At 41.9% G+C, this 18,085-nt stretch carries 15 protein-coding genes and 1 pseudogene; 1 reads left to right on the top strand and 15 read right to left on the bottom strand.

What is annotated here, in order from left to right:
- Positions 1 to 238: 238 nt before the first annotated feature.
- From carB to PCY16_RS00285, 15 genes and pseudogenes are all read right to left on the bottom strand, one after another.
- Positions 239 to 3,418: a carbamoyl-phosphate synthase large subunit gene (carB, locus tag PCY16_RS00355; RefSeq protein WP_195413710.1), complete on the bottom strand. Its 3,180-nt coding sequence runs from the start codon at positions 3,416 to 3,418 to the stop codon at positions 239 to 241.
- A gap of 230 nt (positions 3,419 to 3,648) precedes the next feature.
- Positions 3,649 to 4,737 carry a carbamoyl phosphate synthase small subunit gene (locus PCY16_RS00350; RefSeq protein ID WP_002890257.1) on the bottom strand — a complete coding sequence of 363 codons (1,089 nt, stop codon included), beginning with the start codon at positions 4,735 to 4,737 and terminating at the stop codon, positions 3,649 to 3,651.
- Positions 4,738 to 4,900: 163 nt separating this feature from the next.
- Positions 4,901 to 5,827, bottom strand: a complete 927-nt coding sequence (locus PCY16_RS00345; RefSeq protein ID WP_002890256.1) for an aspartate carbamoyltransferase catalytic subunit — start codon at positions 5,825 to 5,827, stop codon at positions 4,901 to 4,903.
- A gap of 24 nt (positions 5,828 to 5,851) precedes the next feature.
- Positions 5,852 to 7,129: a solute carrier family 23 protein gene (locus PCY16_RS00340; protein ID WP_195413709.1), complete on the bottom strand. Its 1,278-nt coding sequence runs from the start codon at positions 7,127 to 7,129 to the stop codon at positions 5,852 to 5,854.
- Between the two features lie 532 nt (positions 7,130 to 7,661).
- A complete protein-coding gene (gene pyrR, locus PCY16_RS00335; RefSeq protein ID WP_002890254.1) occupies positions 7,662 to 8,183 on the bottom strand; it encodes a bifunctional pyr operon transcriptional regulator/uracil phosphoribosyltransferase PyrR in 522 nt (173 codons plus the stop codon).
- Between the two features lie 220 nt (positions 8,184 to 8,403).
- Positions 8,404 to 9,294, bottom strand: coding sequence for an RluA family pseudouridine synthase (locus PCY16_RS00330; protein ID WP_195413708.1), 891 nt, complete (start codon positions 9,292 to 9,294; stop codon positions 8,404 to 8,406).
- Positions 9,278 to 9,739 (bottom strand): signal peptidase II, encoded by a 462-nt coding sequence (gene lspA, locus PCY16_RS00325; protein ID WP_037602007.1) that lies wholly within the window; start codon positions 9,737 to 9,739, stop codon positions 9,278 to 9,280. Before lspA ends, PCY16_RS00330 begins: the two co-directional genes overlap by 17 nt.
- An 8-nt stretch (positions 9,740 to 9,747) precedes the next feature.
- On the bottom strand, positions 9,748 to 10,653 hold the full coding sequence (locus PCY16_RS00320) for a LysR family transcriptional regulator (protein ID WP_022496606.1): 906 nt from the start codon (positions 10,651 to 10,653) through the stop codon (positions 9,748 to 9,750).
- Between the two features lie 115 nt (positions 10,654 to 10,768).
- Positions 10,769 to 12,007, bottom strand: a complete 1,239-nt coding sequence (locus tag PCY16_RS00315) for a CD20-like domain-containing protein (RefSeq protein ID WP_195413707.1) — start codon at positions 12,005 to 12,007, stop codon at positions 10,769 to 10,771.
- A 327-nt stretch (positions 12,008 to 12,334) separates the two neighbouring features.
- Positions 12,335 to 12,913 carry a hypothetical protein gene (locus PCY16_RS00310; RefSeq protein ID WP_195413706.1) on the bottom strand — a complete coding sequence of 193 codons (579 nt, stop codon included), beginning with the start codon at positions 12,911 to 12,913 and terminating at the stop codon, positions 12,335 to 12,337.
- Positions 12,906 to 13,646 (bottom strand): hypothetical protein, encoded by a 741-nt coding sequence (locus tag PCY16_RS00305; protein ID WP_021151545.1) that lies wholly within the window; start codon positions 13,644 to 13,646, stop codon positions 12,906 to 12,908. Before PCY16_RS00305 ends, PCY16_RS00310 begins: the two co-directional genes overlap by 8 nt.
- Positions 13,643 to 14,536, bottom strand: coding sequence for an ABC transporter ATP-binding protein (locus PCY16_RS00300; protein WP_195413705.1), 894 nt, complete (start codon positions 14,534 to 14,536; stop codon positions 13,643 to 13,645). The genes PCY16_RS00305 and PCY16_RS00300 overlap by 4 nt, the downstream gene beginning before the upstream one ends.
- A 79-nt stretch (positions 14,537 to 14,615) precedes the next feature.
- A pseudogene (locus tag PCY16_RS11215) lies at positions 14,616 to 14,726 on the bottom strand (TIGR01741 family protein); the annotation flags it as partial.
- 79 nt (positions 14,727 to 14,805) lie between these two features.
- Positions 14,806 to 15,591 (bottom strand): hypothetical protein, encoded by a 786-nt coding sequence (locus PCY16_RS00290; protein WP_195413704.1) that lies wholly within the window; start codon positions 15,589 to 15,591, stop codon positions 14,806 to 14,808.
- 55 nt (positions 15,592 to 15,646) lie between these two features.
- Positions 15,647 to 17,005 carry a hypothetical protein gene (locus tag PCY16_RS00285; protein ID WP_195413703.1) on the bottom strand — a complete coding sequence of 453 codons (1,359 nt, stop codon included), beginning with the start codon at positions 17,003 to 17,005 and terminating at the stop codon, positions 15,647 to 15,649.
- A 289-nt stretch (positions 17,006 to 17,294) separates the two neighbouring features.
- Here PCY16_RS00285 and PCY16_RS00280 point away from each other — a divergent pair, with 289 nt between their 5' ends.
- Positions 17,295 to 18,053, top strand: a complete 759-nt coding sequence (locus PCY16_RS00280) for a peptidylprolyl isomerase (RefSeq protein ID WP_155212875.1) — start codon at positions 17,295 to 17,297, stop codon at positions 18,051 to 18,053.
- The last annotated feature ends 32 nt before the right edge of the window (positions 18,054 to 18,085 follow it).

Genomic DNA, 18,085 nt, shown 5'->3' with positions numbered 1-18,085 from the left:
TAAATATGAAATAGATTTTGCGAACCTAGTCAGCTTAGACCGAGACTTTTGGCAGTGATGAAAACGCCTGAAGCAATTAGTCTCAGGCGTTCGGAAGTTTTGAGACGTTCGGCTCAAAACTTAGTCATGGAACTTCGAAGAAGATCGCTGACGTCCGCCATCACCCAAGAAAAGTCTCAAAAGAAAACTGTGCCTTCAATAAAAAAAGTCCCAGCAATACTGAGACTCTGTTTTAAAATTAGATAGCTTCTGTTGTAAAGCTACGGCTTTCAAGCACACGCACCATGGCATCTGCTGTATCAAGCGCTGTGAAGAGTGGGATTCCTGCTTCAATAGCAGAGCTACGAATTGCTGCTCCATCTTCGTCATAAGTACGTTTGTTACCAACCGTATTGATAATAGCTTGCGCTTTACCTGTACGAACAAGGGCTGGAATGTCGTTGTCGTCATTTTCACCTAATTTGTTAACAAGCGTTGCGTGAACTCCATGTTCATTCAAGAACTTAGCTGTTCCTTCAGTGGCGTAGATACCGTAACCGATAGCATCGAAACGACGAGCCAAATCAAGGGCTTCTTCTTTCGTATCATCATGAATAGTAAAGATGACATTACCAAAGGTTGGCAAATGGAGATAAGAAGCTTCAAAGGCTTTATAGAGGGCTTTTTCAAGAGTCGCATCTGTACCCATAACTTCACCAGTTGATTTCATTTCAGGTCCAAGGAGACTATCTACCTTAGCCAATTTTGTGAATGAGAAGACTGGTGCTTTGACATGGACATGCTTGCTTTCTGGGTAAAGACCATCTTTGTAACCTTGTTCAGCCAATGATTTACCAAGAATCAAGTTTGTAGCAACTTGTGCCATTGGGATATCAGTCACTTTAGACAAGAATGGTACCGTACGGCTGGCACGTGGGTTAACCTCGATAACATAGACAGTTTCGTCCTTAATAACGAACTGAATGTTCATCATACCAATACAATTAAGACCGATAGCCAAACGTTTAGTGTAATCAGCGATAGTCTCTTGGATTTTCTTAGAGAGAGTTTGTGGAGGGTAAACTGCCATTGAGTCCCCTGAGTGAACCCCTGCACGTTCGATGTGTTCCATAATACCTGGAATCAAGACATCCTTACCATCAGAGATGGCATCCACTTCACACTCACGTCCAATGATATAGCTATCAACAAGGACTGGGTGGTCTGGACTTGCCTTAACTGCTGTACGCATGTAAGAACGAAGGTCATCTTCATTTTCAACAATTTCCATGGCACGTCCACCCAAAACGTATGATGGACGAACAAGAACTGGGAAGCCAATCTTACGAGCTGCTTCAACCGCTTCTTCTTCATTTGTCGCTGTTTGTCCTGGTGGTTGTGGGATATCGAGGTCTTTAAGGGCTTGTTCAAAAAGGTCACGGTCTTCGGCACGGTCAAGGTCAGCAACCTGTGTACCCAAGATTTTCACACCAGCTTTAGACAATGGCTCTGCCAAGTTAATGGCTGTTTGACCACCAAACTGAACCACAACACCCTTAGGTTGTTCCAATTCGATAACGTTCATCACGTCTTCGAAAGTCAATGGTTCGAAGTAAAGTTTATCTGAAACTGAGAAGTCTGTTGAAACCGTCTCAGGGTTAGAGTTCATAATGATAGCTTCGTAACCTGCTGCCTGGATGGCTTTTACAGAGTGAACTGTCGCATAGTCGAACTCAACCCCTTGTCCGATACGGATAGGTCCTGAACCAAGAACGATGACAGATTCTTTATCAGATTTGATTGATTCATTTTCCCACTCGTAAGTTGAGTAGAAATATGGTGTTGATGACTCGAACTCAGCCGCACAGGTATCAACCATCTTGTAAACAGGAACAATATTATTTTCCAAACGTGTCGCACGAACTTGGTCAGCTGTTTGATTCCAAAGATCAGCAATCTTACGATCAGAGAAACCGTTACGTTTAGCTTCTTTCAAAACATCAATATCGCCTACGTGAGTAGCCAATTCTTGTTCCAATTCGAAGATATGGAGCAATTTGTCGAGGAAGAAGATATCAATCTTAGTCAACTCTGACAATTCTTCAATAGTATAACCACGACGGATGGCTTCAGAAAGGTAGAAGAGACGATCGTCTTGAGCTTTGACAATCTTTTCAACCAAGGCGTCGTCTGTGACGTCCGCAAGCTCAGGCATTTCATTGTGGTAAACACCTATTTCAAGTGAACGGCAGGCTTTAAGAAGTGATTCTTCAATGTTACGACCGATAGCCATAACTTCACCAGTTGCTTTCATTTGAGTACCAAGACGACGTTCCCCGTGTTCAAATTTATCAAATGGGAAACGTGGAATCTTAGCAACCACATAGTCAAGAGCTGGTTCAAACATGGCATAAGTTGTACCAGTGACTGGGTTAATCATTTCATCAAGTGTCAAACCAACAGCAATCTTGGCTGCCAATTTGGCGATTGGGTAACCAGTTGCTTTTGAGGCAAGGGCTGATGAACGAGACACACGTGGGTTTACTTCGATAACATAGTACTTGAAGCTATTAGGGTCAAGAGCCAACTGTACGTTACAACCACCCTCAATTTTAAGGGCACGAATAATCTTCAAGCTGGCATCACGAAGCATTTGGTTTTCAATATCTGACAAGGTTTGCGTTGGAGCAAATACAATTGAGTCCCCTGTGTGGATACCAACTGGGTCAAAGTTTTCCATGTTACATACCACAAGAGCATTGTCTGCGGCATCACGCATAACTTCGTATTCAATTTCTTTGAAACCAGCGATAGAACGTTCAATCAAACATTGGGTTACTGGTGACAATTTCAATCCATTTTCAGCGATTTCACGAAGTTCTTCTTCATTGGCACACATACCTCCACCAGTACCACCAAGGGTAAAGGCTGGACGAACGATAACTGGGTAGCCAATCTCTGTCGCAAAGGCAACTGCTTCTTCAACCGTATTTACAATCTCTGATTCTGGAATTGGTTGTTCCAAATCTTCCATCAATTGTTTGAAGAGGTCACGGTCTTCGGCTTGGTCAATCGCAGACAATTTTGTTCCCAAAAGCTCTACTCCAAGCTCATCAAGAATGCCAGCTTTTGACAATTCCATTGCCATGTTCAAACCAGTCTGTCCACCAAGAGTTGGCAAGAGAGCATCAGGACGCTCTTTACGAAGAATACGTGTGACAAACTCAAGCGTAATTGGTTCAATGTAAACCTTGTCTGCGATTTCTTTATCAGTCATGATAGTCGCAGGGTTAGAGTTAACAAGAACAACACTGTAGCCTTCTTCTTTCAAGGCCAAGCAAGCTTGCGTACCAGCGTAGTCAAACTCAGCAGCCTGACCAATGATGATAGGACCAGACCCGATAACCATAATTTTTTTAATATCAGAACGTTTAGGCATAATTTATGATACAAAGCCCGTTAAGGATCCAGTGAAAATAGGAAACGTGACGACGACGCCTAAGCGTCTAGTCACCGTTTATCTTTTTCACACAGTCCCTAGGGCGTGTTCACTTCCGTGAACCTGTATCTTCTCCTTTCTATTTGACAACTCTCTGGTTGTCATTAAATAAGGTAGTGGACTGGGGCGAACAAGAGTCACACCCCACTATAGTCACTAGACAGTTGCAATTAACGACGTGCTTTTTCAGCTTGGAAAGCATCAATCAATTCCAAGAACTCATCGAAGAGATAGCTAGCATCGTGTGGACCAGGTGCTGCATCTGGGTGGAATTGCACTGAGAATGCAGGGAAGTCACGGTGACGAACACCTTCAACTGACTTATCGTTAATTTCTTCGTGTGTTACCATGAGGCAATCTGGAAGTGTTTCACGGTCAATGGCATAACCATGGTTTTGGCTGGTGAAGTCAACACGACCAGTCGCAATTTCACGAACCGCATGGTTAAATCCACGGTGACCAAACTTCATCTTGTAGGCCTTGGCACCATTCGCCAAACTAAACAACTGGTGACCCATACAAATACCAAAAATTGGAATTTTGCCTTGAATGCCACGAATCATATCAAGTGCATACGGTACATCTTCAGGGTTACCTGGACCGTTTGACAACATCACACCATCTGGATTAAGATGGAGAATTTCTTCAGCAGTGATATCATGTGGCACAACAGTCACGTTACAGTCACGTTTTGAGAACTCACGCAAGATAGAGTGCTTGAGACCAAAGTCAACCAAAACGATATTTTTACCAACACCTGGTGCTGGATAGGCGGTCTTAGTTGATACCTGCTCAATATTGTTGGTTGGCAAAACAGTCGCACGCAATTGATCTTGCAAGTGCTCGATACTGTCACCAGGATTAGCCAAAGTCGCTTTCATGGTACCGTGTTGACGGATAATCTTAGTCAAGGCACGTGTATCAATACCAGAGATACCGGGGATGTTTTTTGCTTTCAAAAACTCATCCAAGGTCATTTGGTTACGCCAGTTGCTGGCACGACGGCTAGCCTCTGACACAACAACACCCTTGGTCGTTGGCTTAATTGACTCATAGTCGTCACGGTTAACACCGTAGTTACCAACAAGTGGATAAGTAAAAGTCAAAATTTGACCATTGTAAGACTGGTCTGTGATAGATTCTTGATAACCTGTCATACCAGTATTAAAGACGATTTCACCCGTCACATCCACATCAGCACCGAAGGCCTGACCTTCAAAAATAGTGCCGTCTTCCAAAATAAGTAAACGTTTTGCCATTATAGTAAATTGTTCCTTTCACTAAGATACAAAGGGCGTTAAACATCTGAATGAAAATCAAATCTAACAAAGAAGCTCTAGCCTCTAGGAAGATTTGTCTCTTTTCAAAGATTTAGCCCATGTTCTTTTTCGTCTGATTCTCTCAGGAATCGGTTAACGTAGTTTACGCTTTGCCATTTAAAATAGCTTCAATAATTGCCATACGGACAAAGACCCCGTTTTGCATCTGAGCAACGATACGAGCCTTAGGCGCCTCAACCAGGCTATCAGCAATCTCCACATCACGATTAACCGGAGCAGGATGCATGATAATCGCCTGATCAGCTAACTTGGCATAACGTTCTTCAGTCAAACCATAGAGAGCATGGTAGTCTTCTTTTGAAAATCCTTTATCGTCCCCATGACGTTCGTGCTGAACACGAAGCAACATGAGCACATCCAAGTCCTCAATGACGTCGTCAATAGCCACATGCTGACCATAGACATCGAACTCATTCGAGTACCACTCTGCAGGACCAGCAAAATAAAGCTGAGCACCCAAACGCTTGAGAATCTGCATATTGGACTTAGCGACACGCGAATGCGTAATATCACCTGCAATACAAATCTTAAGATTTTCAAAGGTTCCGAACTCTTCGTAAATGGTCATCAAGTCAAGCAAACACTGACTTGGGTGTTGCCCTGAACCATCACCACCATTAACAATAGAGGTCTGAATAGTCCTACTATCAATCAACTGCTTGTAGTAATCGACTTCCGAGTGGCGAACCACACAGATGTCAACGCCCAAGGCAGACATGGTCAAAATGGTATCATAGAGGGTCTCACCCTTATTTACCGAGCTAGTTCCAGCATCGAACTCAATCACGTCCAAGCCTAGTTTTTTCTCGGCCACTTCGAAGGACTTGTGTGTTCGTGTTGAATTTTCAAAAAAGAGATTGGCAGCGAAATACTGTCGATCCAGCTGGAAATCAGCTCTGCCATTTTTAAAATCTCCACCTCGACGAATCAGGCCCAAGACCTCTTCATTCGTGAGGGTTTCCATGGTCACCAAATGTTTCAGTGACACTTTTCCATCTGCAATCGCCATAGTTATTCCTTTTAAATTGATTGACTAATCTTTGCTACCTTTTTTAGGATCTGGCAAAATTTGGTAGAGCAAGATACCAAGAATGGTTGAGCTTGCCACACCCGTGATTTGAAGACCACCAAGGTCAATCATCAAACCACCGATACCAGAAACCAAGATAACGCTAGCAATCAAGAGATTCTTTTTATTATCAAAATCAATCTTATGTTCAACTAAAATTTTCAAACCGCTAGCAGCGATAACCCCAAAGAGGGCAATAGATAATCCCCCTAATACAGGAGTTGGAATAGAATGCAAGAGTGCTGATAGCTTACCAATAAAGCTCATCAAGACCGCAATCACTGCTGCGCCCGCAATAACGTAAACTGAGTAGACCTTACTGAGGGCCATAACCCCAATATTTTCACCATAAGAAGTTACAGGAGGAGCTCCAAAGAATCCAGCGATAATCTGTGCCAAACCATCACCAGTAAGGGTACGGTCAAGACCTGGATCTTTAAAGTAATCACGCTCAGTCAAACTGTTTAGAACCATGACGTGACCAAAGTGTTCAGTCATCGTCACAAAGGCAATCGGAGCCATGGTCAAAATCGCACTTGGATAGAGCTTGAAGCTATAATCCACAAATGGAATGTCAAAGTTTGGAACCTGAATCCAATGTGCCGCTGCTACCTCTGAGAAATTGATAAAGCTATGTCCTGTCAGCAAACCAAGAAGCGCTGAGAAAATATAGCCCACAATTAAACCAAGTAAAATTGGGATAACACCGATAATCTTCTTGCCATACATGTTAAAGAGGATAACCGCAAAGAGGGTCACCATCGAAATCAAGAGAGCATAGATACTATAGCTTTTATTTAAAGTTGTTGCATCATTGACTGCATTAGCCGCAAGGTTCAAACCAATCACCATGATAATAGGGCCAACCACAATTGGTGGAAGGACCTTATCAATCCAGTCTTTACCCGCATACTTAACAATCAGAGCCACAAGCAAGTAAACCAAACCACCTGCCATGGCACCTTGAGCCACTGCCGCAATGCCATCAGTCTTCATAAGTGTCTGCATAGCCGCAATATAGGCAAAACTAGACCCCATGTAAGCTGGAATTTTGTACTTGGTCACCGTCAAGTGAGCTAAAGTTCCCAAACCAGATGAGAAAAGAGCAATAGCGGGATCAATCCCAACCAAAATCGGCACAAGAACCGTCGCACCAAACATGGCAAACAAGTGCTGGAATGACAAACCAACCAATAAACCAGGTTTTGGCATATCATTCACATCATATTTTACGTTATTCACGATATCAAAGGACTCCTTAAAATAAGATACAAAGGGCGTATAAAGAGCAAAGTAAAATTAGGAAATCTGACGCCGAAGCTTTAGCTTCTAGGAAGATTTATCTATTTTACACAGCTCTTAGCCCGTGTTCAATTAATAAGATACAAAGGGCGTATAAAGAGCAAAGTAAAATTAGGAAATCTGACGCCGAAGCTTTAGCTTCTAGGAAGATTTATCTATTTTACACAGCTCTTAGCCCGTGTTCAGTTAAACAAGATACAAAGGGACGTTTTAGCGTAGCTAAACATTTCTGTAGAAAAATAGGAAGTCGACAAGGCACTCCAAAGAGTGCTAGGAGACTTATCTTTTTTCCTAAGAAATGAGTCCCGTGTTCAATTAATAAGATACAAAGCCCGTCTAAAGCCTAAAGCAAAAATAGGAAATATGATGACGGAGCGCCAGCTCCTAAGAATATTTATCTTTTTTGCACAAGGCTTAGGGCGTGTTCAATTAATAAGATACAAAGGGCGTTTCACCCTATCTGTCAGCCAACTTAGCTTGGATCAATAATGTTGACACTATCTTTGCCATCAACTTCTGTCACCAAAACTTCGATTTCTTCTGACTCACTTGTTGGGATATTTTTACCAACATAGTCAGCACGGATTGGCAATTCACGGTGACCACGGTCAACCAAAACAGCCAAACCAACACGCGCTGGACGTCCATGGCTAACGATATTGTCAATAGCTGCACGGATAGTACGACCTGTGTAAAGCACATCGTCCACAAGGATAACATCTGTTCCATCAATTTCAATAGGGAAAACAGATGTGTCTTGTTCAGCCTTAACATCATCACGGAAAGCCTTAGTATCAAGCTCAATCAATGGCACATCAAGGTTTTCCAACTGTTTCAAGCGCTCTTGGATACGCTGAGCAATATAAACACCACGTGTCTTAATACCAGCCAAGACAATCTTGTCGAGATTTTTGTTACGCTCAATAATCTCATAAGTGATACGTGTAATGGCACGTTTCATGGTTACGTCATCGACGATCTCTTTTTTCTTCATAAAAAGAACCTTTCTAAATACAAAAAAATCCCCTCGAAAACAAGGAGATACACAAAAATATGAGTACAGTTCACCCGTACACTTCTCATGGCTCCTTGCCTGCCTCTCTGGACAGTGATTAAAGGACTTATTTAATTAGGTAAATTATAGCAAATTTCAGACTCTTTTACAAGAAAAAAACGGACGTCTCTCCCAAGAAAGACTATCCGTTTAATAACTGTTAAGCTTCTCTCAGCTTCTCCAAGGTTTCCTTGAAAATAGCAGGTTCTTCCGCTGTAAATTCGACCAATTCTCCAGTCGTAGGATGCGTGAAACCAAGGGTCTTGGCATGTAGAAATTGGCCATGGCCCTTGAGGGTCTTGCGTGGCCCATAAAGAGGATCTCCCGCCACCGGGTGACCGATATAAGCCATGTGCACACGAATCTGGTGCGTGCGACCTGTTTCCAGTTGCAACTCTACCAACGTATAGTTGCCAAAACGTTCAAGAACGGTAAATCGTGTAACTGCAGGTTTTCCTTTAGCTGTAACCGCCTGCTTCTTGCGGTCCTTGTCTGAGCGCCCAATCGGAGCCTCAATCACGCCTCGATCGTTAGGCAGATTGCCATGCACGATAGCCACATACTTACGAAGGGACTTCTTATCCTTAAGCTCCGCCGCCAAAGCATTGTGAGCCTTATCATTCTTAGCAATCATAAGGAGACCTGACGTGTCCTTATCGATACGGTGGACAATTCCTGGACGAACCACACCATTGATAGATGAGAGGTCCTTGACATGATACATCAGGGCATTGACCAAGGTACCAGACGTGTGACCAGCTGAGGGATGGACCACCATACCTTGAGGTTTGTTGACCACTGCCACATCCGCATCTTCGTAGATAATATCCAAAAGAATATCCTCGGCCTTGTACTCCAAGACCTCTTCTTCTGGTAATTCATAGGTGATGACATCACCCTCTTTAACCGCATACTTGGCCTTTGCCGACTTACCATTAACCAAGACTGTCCCAGCCTTGATTGCTTCATTGGCCTGACTACGTGACAATTCTGTCAAATCTGCCAAAGCCTTGTCCAGACGGTTTCCCGCCTCTTTAATGATGACTTCCATTTTCCTCTTTCCATAAGATTAAAATCAAGAGCAGCACCCCCACCGTTAGATAGGAGTCTGCCACGTTAAATATCGCAAAATCAATAAAATCAAGCTGAACCATATCAACCACGTAACCCAAGTGCAGACGGTCAATAAAGTTACCAATACCACCTGAGATAATCAAAACCAAAGATAGCACCAGCCAAAGACTCTTCTGATAATTCTTAACCAGATAAACCAGAGCCGCACCAATCACTAGAACCGTCAAAATCACAAAGAAATATTTCTGATCCTGTAAAATCGAAAAGGCAGCACCACGGTTCTGTAGATAGGTCAAGCTGAAAAGTCCAGGAATAGCCTTGATAACTTGGTTAAGGGCAATATTTGCCACAACCCAATGCTTGACCCACTGATCCAAACCAATCAGAGCTAGAATAGCCAAAGGAATCGCAACCTTACGCATAAATCCTCCTATGGTTTGTATGTATCAAAGTAGTCAAACATAACATTGACAAACTTGAGAGCACAAGACGACAAGTTAATCCCCTTACGACGGACATAAACCATCTTGTTATCCAAATTATCCTCAAGCGGAATCACCGTAATCCCATTCACACTTTGTGCATCCAAGAAGCCAGACCCCGTCGCATAAGCATCCGTCCGTTCCAAGATACCGTTCAAAGTCGCACGGTCTGTCACGTTAAACATAAGAGACGAATCTGACGTATCCACAAAGTTCTCAGAATAGTAAAGATACTCGTCCTTCTCCTGAGTGAAACGTACCGTAGGCAAGGCCACCAAGTCCTCCATGACCAGACTTTCTTTTTTAGCCAGAGGATGCCCCTTACGGAGATAAATGTGCGTCTTAAACGGAATCAAATCAATAGCCTCAAGCCCAAGCTTGTCCATATTTTGCTGGATTCCCTTGCTATTTTGACGATTCAAATAGATAATCCCAATCTCACTGTGTCCCTTGGCTACCTCATCCAAAATCTGAATGGTCGTAGACTCAAAGATACGGAAATCCTTGTAATCAGGGTAGCGCTCTGAAAAAGTTGTAATCAAAGGTGGCAAAAAGTCATAGTGCTGGCTGGCAATCGAAAACTGGTTACCCTTTTCAGAAGCATTGAGATAGCGATTTTCAAAACTATCAAAACTGCGTACCACCTCAAGTGCACGTTCGTAAAAGGTCATGCCCTGACTAGTCAAGACAGCCCCCGTCGTTGTACGGGTGAAAATTTGAAAATTCAGCTCCTGCTCCAAATCCTTGATAGCCACTGATAGGCTAGGCTGGCTCACAAAGAGCTTGCTGGCTGCCTCACGGAAGGTTCCGCTGTTGGCAATGGCTACGACATAACGTAGTTGTTGTATGTTCATCTGTGACACTTCTTTCTTGAAAAATCAACCAATTCTATTATACCAGATTTTATCCTCTTTTGTTGATACTAAAAAGCTCAGGCAACCCTGAGCTTGAATGACTAACAAAGTAGTCCTATTCGTCTGATTTATCTGTCAAGAAGTACTCGTTTTCACGTTTGTCATAGTCAAAGGTCAAACGAACAGCATCTACCTTACCACTTTCTGGATTATAATCACGGTAGCTAAGACTCACTGACTGAGTGAGATCACCCTGTTCGGTTTGTCTCATTTCATGATAAGCGAAGCTAGCCTCTGGGTGTTTTTCAACTACCTCAGAAAGTCGTGTACCCTTAAGCAAATCAGCTTGTGTACCTACAGCCAACTTTTCATAGTCATCTTTTGTCCAGTTGCTACGATAGTCATCGACTTCTTTGACCTTATCATAGTCGAAGGTTGCTGAGGCAGATTTCAAAACATAGACATCATCTTTTTTCTCAAAAGTCAAACGCACATAGTTGTTTCCATCTGTGTTTTCTTTTCTATAGGTAAGATCTAGCAAATCTGGTTTATCTTCCTCGTAAGCCTCGCTATACTCGGCATCAGTCGCATAACCGTGAGTATCCAAGACCTCATCCAATGTCAAAGTACCAACCTTCAACTCCTTAAACTGATCCTCAGTCCAGTCAAACTTATAATTCTCATCGATGTACAGATAAGCTCTGTTGCGACCGTCACTTTGGAACTGTTCAGCATGGTTCATGACATATTTCACCGCTTGATAACCTACTCCAGCAAGCGAAGTCATGAAGAAGATAATTGACATGACTAGGGCAATAATAGATAGTGCCTTGCGTGTCGATTTCAGACTCAAAACCAAAGTCACAATAGCCAAAATGATAAGGAAGAAAGCAAGGAAGGTAAAGATGAAACCGATTGGAAGTGTCCAAGCCAAAACGGCAAATAGAAGCCCAAAGACTAGAATTATAATCGGGAGAACGATATTGACAAAAGTATTATTTTTGACTTCTTTAGGTTTGTAATAAGGGTTTTCCAAAGGTATCTGACTTGTCTTTGGGGTTTCTTTTTCTTGCTCTTTCCCCAGATTCAACTCAGGCATTTGCTTAGAAGCTTCCTCCTCTAATGCCACCTGAGCCTCGTCTGGTTGCGTATCTGCTACTGAGTCAGCTGTCACCTCTTCAGTAGTTTCAGAGCTATCCACTTGCTGAGCCTCAACCTGCTCAGACACTTGGGCACTTGGTTCCTCCGAAGCGATGACAAAGCCCTCTTTCTTAGCTTCCATAAACTCCTCAGGACTTGGTTTACGACCATTGACGTCCTCAAAGTGACGCACCCATTCTTCTCTAGTTGCCATAGCTGACTCCTTTATCTCTTTTTCTTTATTTTATCATACTTTAATCTGGTCTTATGAAAATAAGGTCGAATATAAGAGAGAATTTTTTGAGACTGCCTGATGTGCTTAAGTGACAAGCCATCTCATGAAAATGGATGAAAGAAGAAAAGAAACTATCCCAAAAAGTTAGATTTTTCTGTCTAACTTTTGTGGTGCCATTCACTTCTAGTGAATTATAGTATTTTCACTGTCCACTGTAAGTGGGAGTATATCACCTTCACCGTCTCAGAGGATAGGAATTAAAAGAAGATTTCAATAGAAAAAGGACTCTTCATTGAAAAAGAATCCTTAATTTCTTATAATCCCATCAAATAATTTCTTCAAATTCCCAAAACTCACCACTGGAAAGACGAGTCCTGAGTAGAATAAGAGCACGGTGTTTAGAAAATCTACCAAGACTGAAATCCGTTGGAAACGGATGGTCAGTCGAATCATGACAAGATAATAGCCGAGGAAAATCAGGAAACCAATCAGTACCACGAGCAGTCCTTGTAAACTGATGACCTTCAAAGAAAAGTGAGTTGGTAAACCCTGATGAATCAAAAGCAGAGCAATCCAGAAGATCAAAGACAACCAAACAAAGTAAACCACTGCTCGTTGCAGGTAAATTCTATACACTGATTGCAAAGCATACTGGGTGCCAAAAGATTGCCCAGACCGAATCTCGTACTCCAACTCTTCATTTCCCAAGGAGACCACATGGGTCAAGATGAAATAATAATAGAAATAGGACAACTGAAAGTCAGAATTTCCCCTCAAAAGGCTATAAAAACCAAGAATGAAAATGACGTGGTAGAGGGTGTCAAACAGGGTATCCGCCCAGCGTCTCCTGCGAAAGAGATAAAATCGCTTCACTTCATTATACATGGAACAAACTTCCCTTCTTTTTGGCATAGGTCAAACAAGTTTGAAAGCACAAGTAACCCAAGAGCCAGTAAATCAAACCGTATCCCAGTAATAATAAAAGAACGAACCAACTTGGCTGGCGGATAAAACTCACCAAGAGATGGAAAGGCAAGAAACGAGTTAAAGTAGCAATCAAATGACTCGATTGTTCCTGAAAACCAACCAAAAAGAGAATCCCGTAAGCAAGGAGGCTAGTAATACTGGAAATTTTTGTAAAGACAAAGGAAAAACTGGCAAAGAGAAAGCCTAGACCATAAAGGGATGCAATAACCACAAAGGACAGAAGAAAAGTAACAAATGTAACGACCCAGTCAGTAGGAAAGGCAATCTGCTGAACCAAGGCAACCAAGCAAAACAAAGGAATAGCCTTGACCAAGTCCAACAAAATCTGTACGATAATTTTGATAAAAAGCATGCCAAAGATGCTCCGCCGACTCTGAATCACGTTGATAATGGTGCGGTCTGCAATCTCATCCTCGATAAAATAGGTTGGATGGGTGATACTGTGGCTAGAAAAATACCAAGTAAAAAGCAAGATAAACAGCTCAAAAGTATCTTGCTGGCTGTCAAAATAGGTCAGAAAACCCGTAACTAGAAAGAAAATTCCCAGGTTGGCAAAGAGAAGATTGACTTTGAACTGTTTGTATTCGCTGAGTTGACGACTAAACTCTCGCCCAATCGCTGATAGCATCATTTGAGCACCTCATACAGCAAATCTTCCAAAGAGGCAGGTTCTCGGGTGAACTGCAAGACTTCTGTTTCTTCCAGCAATAGCCGATAAAGGTCTGGATTTCTGGTCTCTACCGAAATCCCACCGTTAAGCACCTTGTAGTCCAGCTCAGGGAATCTTTGTTTCAGTACACTTTCTGCACTCTTATCTAGAAGCAAGTGATAGACTTCATACTGGTGGACATTGCCAAAAATCTCTTCAAAGGTTCCGTCACGATAAAGCCGCCCCTCCTGAATTACCACCACCCGAGTGCTGACCTTCTTGATAAAACTAGCGTCATGACTGGTGATGAAAATGCTGGCTTGATGGTGACGAACATAATCCTTCAAAAGAGTCATCAGCTGTTTTTTTGCCAACAAATCTAGCCCATTGGTCGGCTCATCCAAACAGAGTACTTTCGGTTTTTGCACTAAGGCTAAGATTAAGGTCAATTTCTGACGGTTGCCCTGGGACAGTTCTGAAACCAGCGTGTCCTTATAAGGGGTAAAAGCCAGCTGGTCACACAAGACATCTACCTCTGCCTTGATATGAGACAAGGCAATCCCATTCAAGCCTAGAAAATATTGGAGATTTTCCATAGCTGTCAAATAACTGTACAACCCCTGCCCGCTCTCCAAGACAAACTTGACCAGCGAGTGGATTTTCTTGGAGCGATTAGAAACGCCATGTACACGAACCTCGCCCTTATCCTGCAAAAAAATCCCTGACAAGAGCTTGATAAAAGTCGACTTACCGGCACCATTGCCACCAACGATGGTGAAGATTTCACCTGAATCCGCTTGAAAATCAGGAATGTCTAACACCAACTTCTTGTGAAAACTCTTTTGAACTTGTGAAAATATTATGTTAGTCATTTAAGATAACCCCTAGATTTAGAAGATTCCCTTTAATTTGTTCAATTATTTTTTCAATATCTATAATTTCAGTATTATTAGGAAAATTATATTGCTTTGGAATATAGAGATTGTAGATATACTCATTTTTCCCCTCTTCATTAACACTCTGAGCAATCTCACGAATTTTTTCATTAATTTGTTTTTCCATTTTACCCTCCAATACGGTTTAAAATTGTTTTAACTTCAAGCATTTTGCCATCAATTTCATACATTACTTTAACCACACCCTAACCCTGCATCCTCCTATACTCCTTCGACTTCTCTCCATACCAGTCCTTAGCTGAGTAGCCAAATTGCTCTCGATATTGCTCAGAATATTTAAAAAGGTAATAGCCTCGTAGCAAATCAATGGAAAAGACATAAGTCGCAAAGACAAATATAGCAGGCATGATAGGCATTAACACCGCATCAATGCTCCCTCTAATGTCACTTCCAGTAGAGCGATCAAACAGTACCAGCCCAGCTGTAATCCCTGTCCCACCTAAAAAGACCAAGCCATCTGAAATCTTTTCGGTTACAAGAGCTACCATAGGGCTAAACTCTGTCTGATTTTGAAGAGCTTCTTTCAGTTTACGGGGAACCGTTCGAATCAAGTAATAAATGGAAAGAAGAAACATAGCACCCGATAGTATGCTGACAATATTTCGTCGTGTCATCATCATTATACCAGCACATACTGTAAAGGTAGCGAGTAAGACTACCATGTAAAAGTAGGTGCAAAATTTTAGTTTCATTGGACTTCTTCTGTACTTAATTGAAAAGAACAGATAGACCAGATACATGACCACATACAAGATAATCATGGGCCACTGAATCCAAGAAAATGTAGGATCTTGTTCAACGGTCAAGCCCTTTATAAACATCGGTGTGGCAATAGAAGAAAAGTAAAGAAGGATTGAAGTGATAAACAAGCCAATAGATCGTTTCCAGCTTCCTTTTTGATTGAGCTTTTCTACGGTCTCCTTAGTGACAAGAGACTGGCTTTGCTCGAATGTATAATTTAAGAATTTCAATAGTTTTCTCCTTTTATCAAGAAAAAACAGGAAGGTTTCCCCTCCTGTTTCTTAATTAATCCTCGCCATCTGGACCTGATTTATAAGTAAGGTAGAACGTATCGTCATCTTCTTTGGTATCAAATGACAAGTAAACACTCTTGAGTTTACCATCTCCAGCCTCATAGTCACTATAAGAAATACTCATTTCTTTTTTGAATTCACCTTGACGAGATGTTGAGATTGTGTATTCTGCACTTGAAGCTTTAGGGTGATCCTTAACGATATCTTCAAGTTTCGTACCATTTGATGGATCAGTGTAATCACCCTTATTGAGAGCATCAAACTGTTCTTTTGTCCAGTCAGCTTTGTAAGAGCGATCAACTTCTACTTTATCTTGAGGGAATCTACCTGAAGCATATGACAAGATAAATGTACCGTCATATTGTTTCTTAAAGTTTAGGTAAACACTTTCACCATAGTCTTTACCAGAGTAATTCAACTTCATCTCATCGCCAGAGATTTGTGCATCAGAAGCCTTACCATAAGTCTTGATGATAGACTTAACGGTATCCTTACCTGCTTTCAACTTCTTGAACTTAGATTCATTCCAGTCAAATTTAGCATTTTTGTCAATGTAATCGTTGACGTCAGTGCTATCACCTTTTGAATCAGATTTAGAATCAGATTTAGAGTCAGATTTTGAATCGCTGTCATCATCTTTCTTGTCAGCGTCATCATCGTCTTTATCAGCAACTTTTGATGTCTTGCTTGAGCTTGTGTTGTCACTAGCGTTTTGAGAGATTTGGAAAATCAAACCACCAATAGAAACAAAGAGCATGAGACCAGCAACACCTGTTGCAATGATTGAGAGCAATTTCTTGCTTGATTTAAGGCTAAAGACAAGCGAAACAACTGCCACTGCAACTGCGAGGACTGTCAAGATGATGAAGAGCCAAGCAGGACCTACGAACCATGCCAAGATTGCAAAGATTACTGAAAGTGCAATCGCAACGATTGGCAAGATAAGATTGAAAAGAGGTTTATCTGCTGAGCCAGCTGCTGCTGGATTAGGAACTGTTCCAAATCCTGGAGCTGAAGAGATAGGTGCCTTTTCAAACATGCTTGAATCAAATTGCGGGGTTGGTTGTTGCACAGGTGCTTCTGAGAAAGCTTCTGCACCAACTGGTGATTCACTGCTTGCTTGTTCTGCGACAGCATCTTCAGCTGTTTCAGCCACATCTGCGATGTCATCTTGTTCTGTGACTTCTTCAGTAGCAACTGGTTCATTAGCTGGTGCTTCTACAGATGCTGCTTGAGCAGTCAAAGCGCTAGTATCAAAGTCAGCTGCTTTAGCGTCCAAAAATTCTTGGGGGCTAGGTTTACGCCCATGTACCGACTCAAAGAGTTCAGCCCATTCTGCTTTAGTTGACATAAAAATCTCCTTTTATCAAGAAATCTAAACAAGAGATCCCTTCGACTTGGCGAAGTTTTCTATAGTTAGGAGTTAGACACCTCTCTCTGATAAGAGCAAGTAGCATGCGTCCTTTCAAAAGTCAGCCCTCGCTTTTTAGCCTGAGGCAACCTTTTTCTTATATCTAGTCCCATTGTTCATTTTCTTGTTGATAGTTCCATTCTACCATATTTAAAGACCTCTGTTAACCGTTTCCCAAAAGGTTTTTTTCTGCTACAATAGTAGGTATAATGCACCAAAGGAGTTATATATGAAAAACATTAAAAAGTACATTCCATTAATTATTGTACTTGTTATCGCCGGACTAGGTTTTGCTTATCGAGAGAATATCTCACGCGCCGTTCGTGGAGATGCCTACGTTGATAACAAGATATTCACTAAACAATTAGAAAAGGCTCAAAAATCTGGAAAAGATGCCTTTCCACAGTTGTCAGACAAGGTTGGTAAGGACGAAGCCGAAGTTATCCTCCACACTTCAAAGGGTGATATCACAGTCAAACTCTTCCCTACACTTGCTCCTAAGGCTTCTGAAAACTTCTTGAAGCATGCCAAGGACAAATACTATGATGGGCTTACCTTCCACCGTGTAATCAAGGACTTCATGATTCAAAGTGGTGACCCTAAGGGTGACGGTACTGGCGGAGAATCTATCTGGAAGAAAGGTTTCGCTGTTGAGCCTACACCATTCCTATACAACATCCGTGGCGCACTTGCTATGGCTAATACTGGTGCTAAAGAGTCAAACGGCAGCCAATTCTACATTGTTCAAAACAAGGATGATCAAAGCAAACAGCTAGGAAATGCTGGCTATCCAAAACCTATCATTGACGCCTACAAAAAGGGTGGTTACCCAGCTGGCGATACTAAATATACCGTCTTTGGTCAAGTCATCAAAGGCATGGATGTCGTTGATACCATTGGCAATCTTGAAGTCGATGACAACAGCAAACCAAAAGAAAATGTAACGGTCAATTCCGTTGAAGTCGTTAAAGACTACAAATTCAAATAAACAAAAATCCGAGAAGCTGATTCTCGGATTTC

It is taken from the genome of Streptococcus sp. SS4, from assembly GCF_030440125.1.
Taxonomy (GTDB): domain Bacteria; phylum Bacillota; class Bacilli; order Lactobacillales; family Streptococcaceae; genus Streptococcus.
The sequence above is the reverse complement of the archived record's forward strand: the minus strand, read 5'-3'. Positions and strand labels throughout refer to the sequence as shown.

Coding starts and splice junctions, on each gene's coding strand:
- carB (WP_195413710.1), bottom strand. CDS start 3,418: ATGCCTAAACGTTCTGATATTAAAAAAATTATGGTTATCGGGTCTGGT.
- PCY16_RS00350 (WP_002890257.1), bottom strand. CDS start 4,737: ATGGCAAAACGTTTACTTATTTTGGAAGACGGCACTATTTTTGAAGGT.
- PCY16_RS00345 (WP_002890256.1), bottom strand. CDS start 5,827: ATGGCGATTGCAGATGGAAAAGTGTCACTGAAACATTTGGTGACCATG.
- pyrR (WP_002890254.1), bottom strand. CDS start 8,183: ATGAAGAAAAAAGAGATCGTCGATGACGTAACCATGAAACGTGCCATT.
- PCY16_RS00330 (WP_195413708.1), bottom strand. CDS start 9,294: ATGGAAGTCATCATTAAAGAGGCGGGAAACCGTCTGGACAAGGCTTTG.
- lspA (WP_037602007.1), bottom strand. CDS start 9,739: ATGCGTAAGGTTGCGATTCCTTTGGCTATTCTAGCTCTGATTGGTTTG.
- PCY16_RS00320 (WP_022496606.1), bottom strand. CDS start 10,653: ATGAACATACAACAACTACGTTATGTCGTAGCCATTGCCAACAGCGGA.
- PCY16_RS00315 (WP_195413707.1), bottom strand. CDS start 12,007: ATGGCAACTAGAGAAGAATGGGTGCGTCACTTTGAGGACGTCAATGGT.
- PCY16_RS00310 (WP_195413706.1), bottom strand. CDS start 12,913: ATGTATAATGAAGTGAAGCGATTTTATCTCTTTCGCAGGAGACGCTGG.
- PCY16_RS00305 (WP_021151545.1), bottom strand. CDS start 13,646: ATGATGCTATCAGCGATTGGGCGAGAGTTTAGTCGTCAACTCAGCGAA.
- PCY16_RS00300 (WP_195413705.1), bottom strand. CDS start 14,536: ATGACTAACATAATATTTTCACAAGTTCAAAAGAGTTTTCACAAGAAG.
- PCY16_RS00285 (WP_195413703.1), bottom strand. CDS start 17,005: ATGTCAACTAAAGCAGAATGGGCTGAACTCTTTGAGTCGGTACATGGG.
- PCY16_RS00280 (WP_155212875.1), top strand. CDS start 17,295: ATGAAAAACATTAAAAAGTACATTCCATTAATTATTGTACTTGTTATC.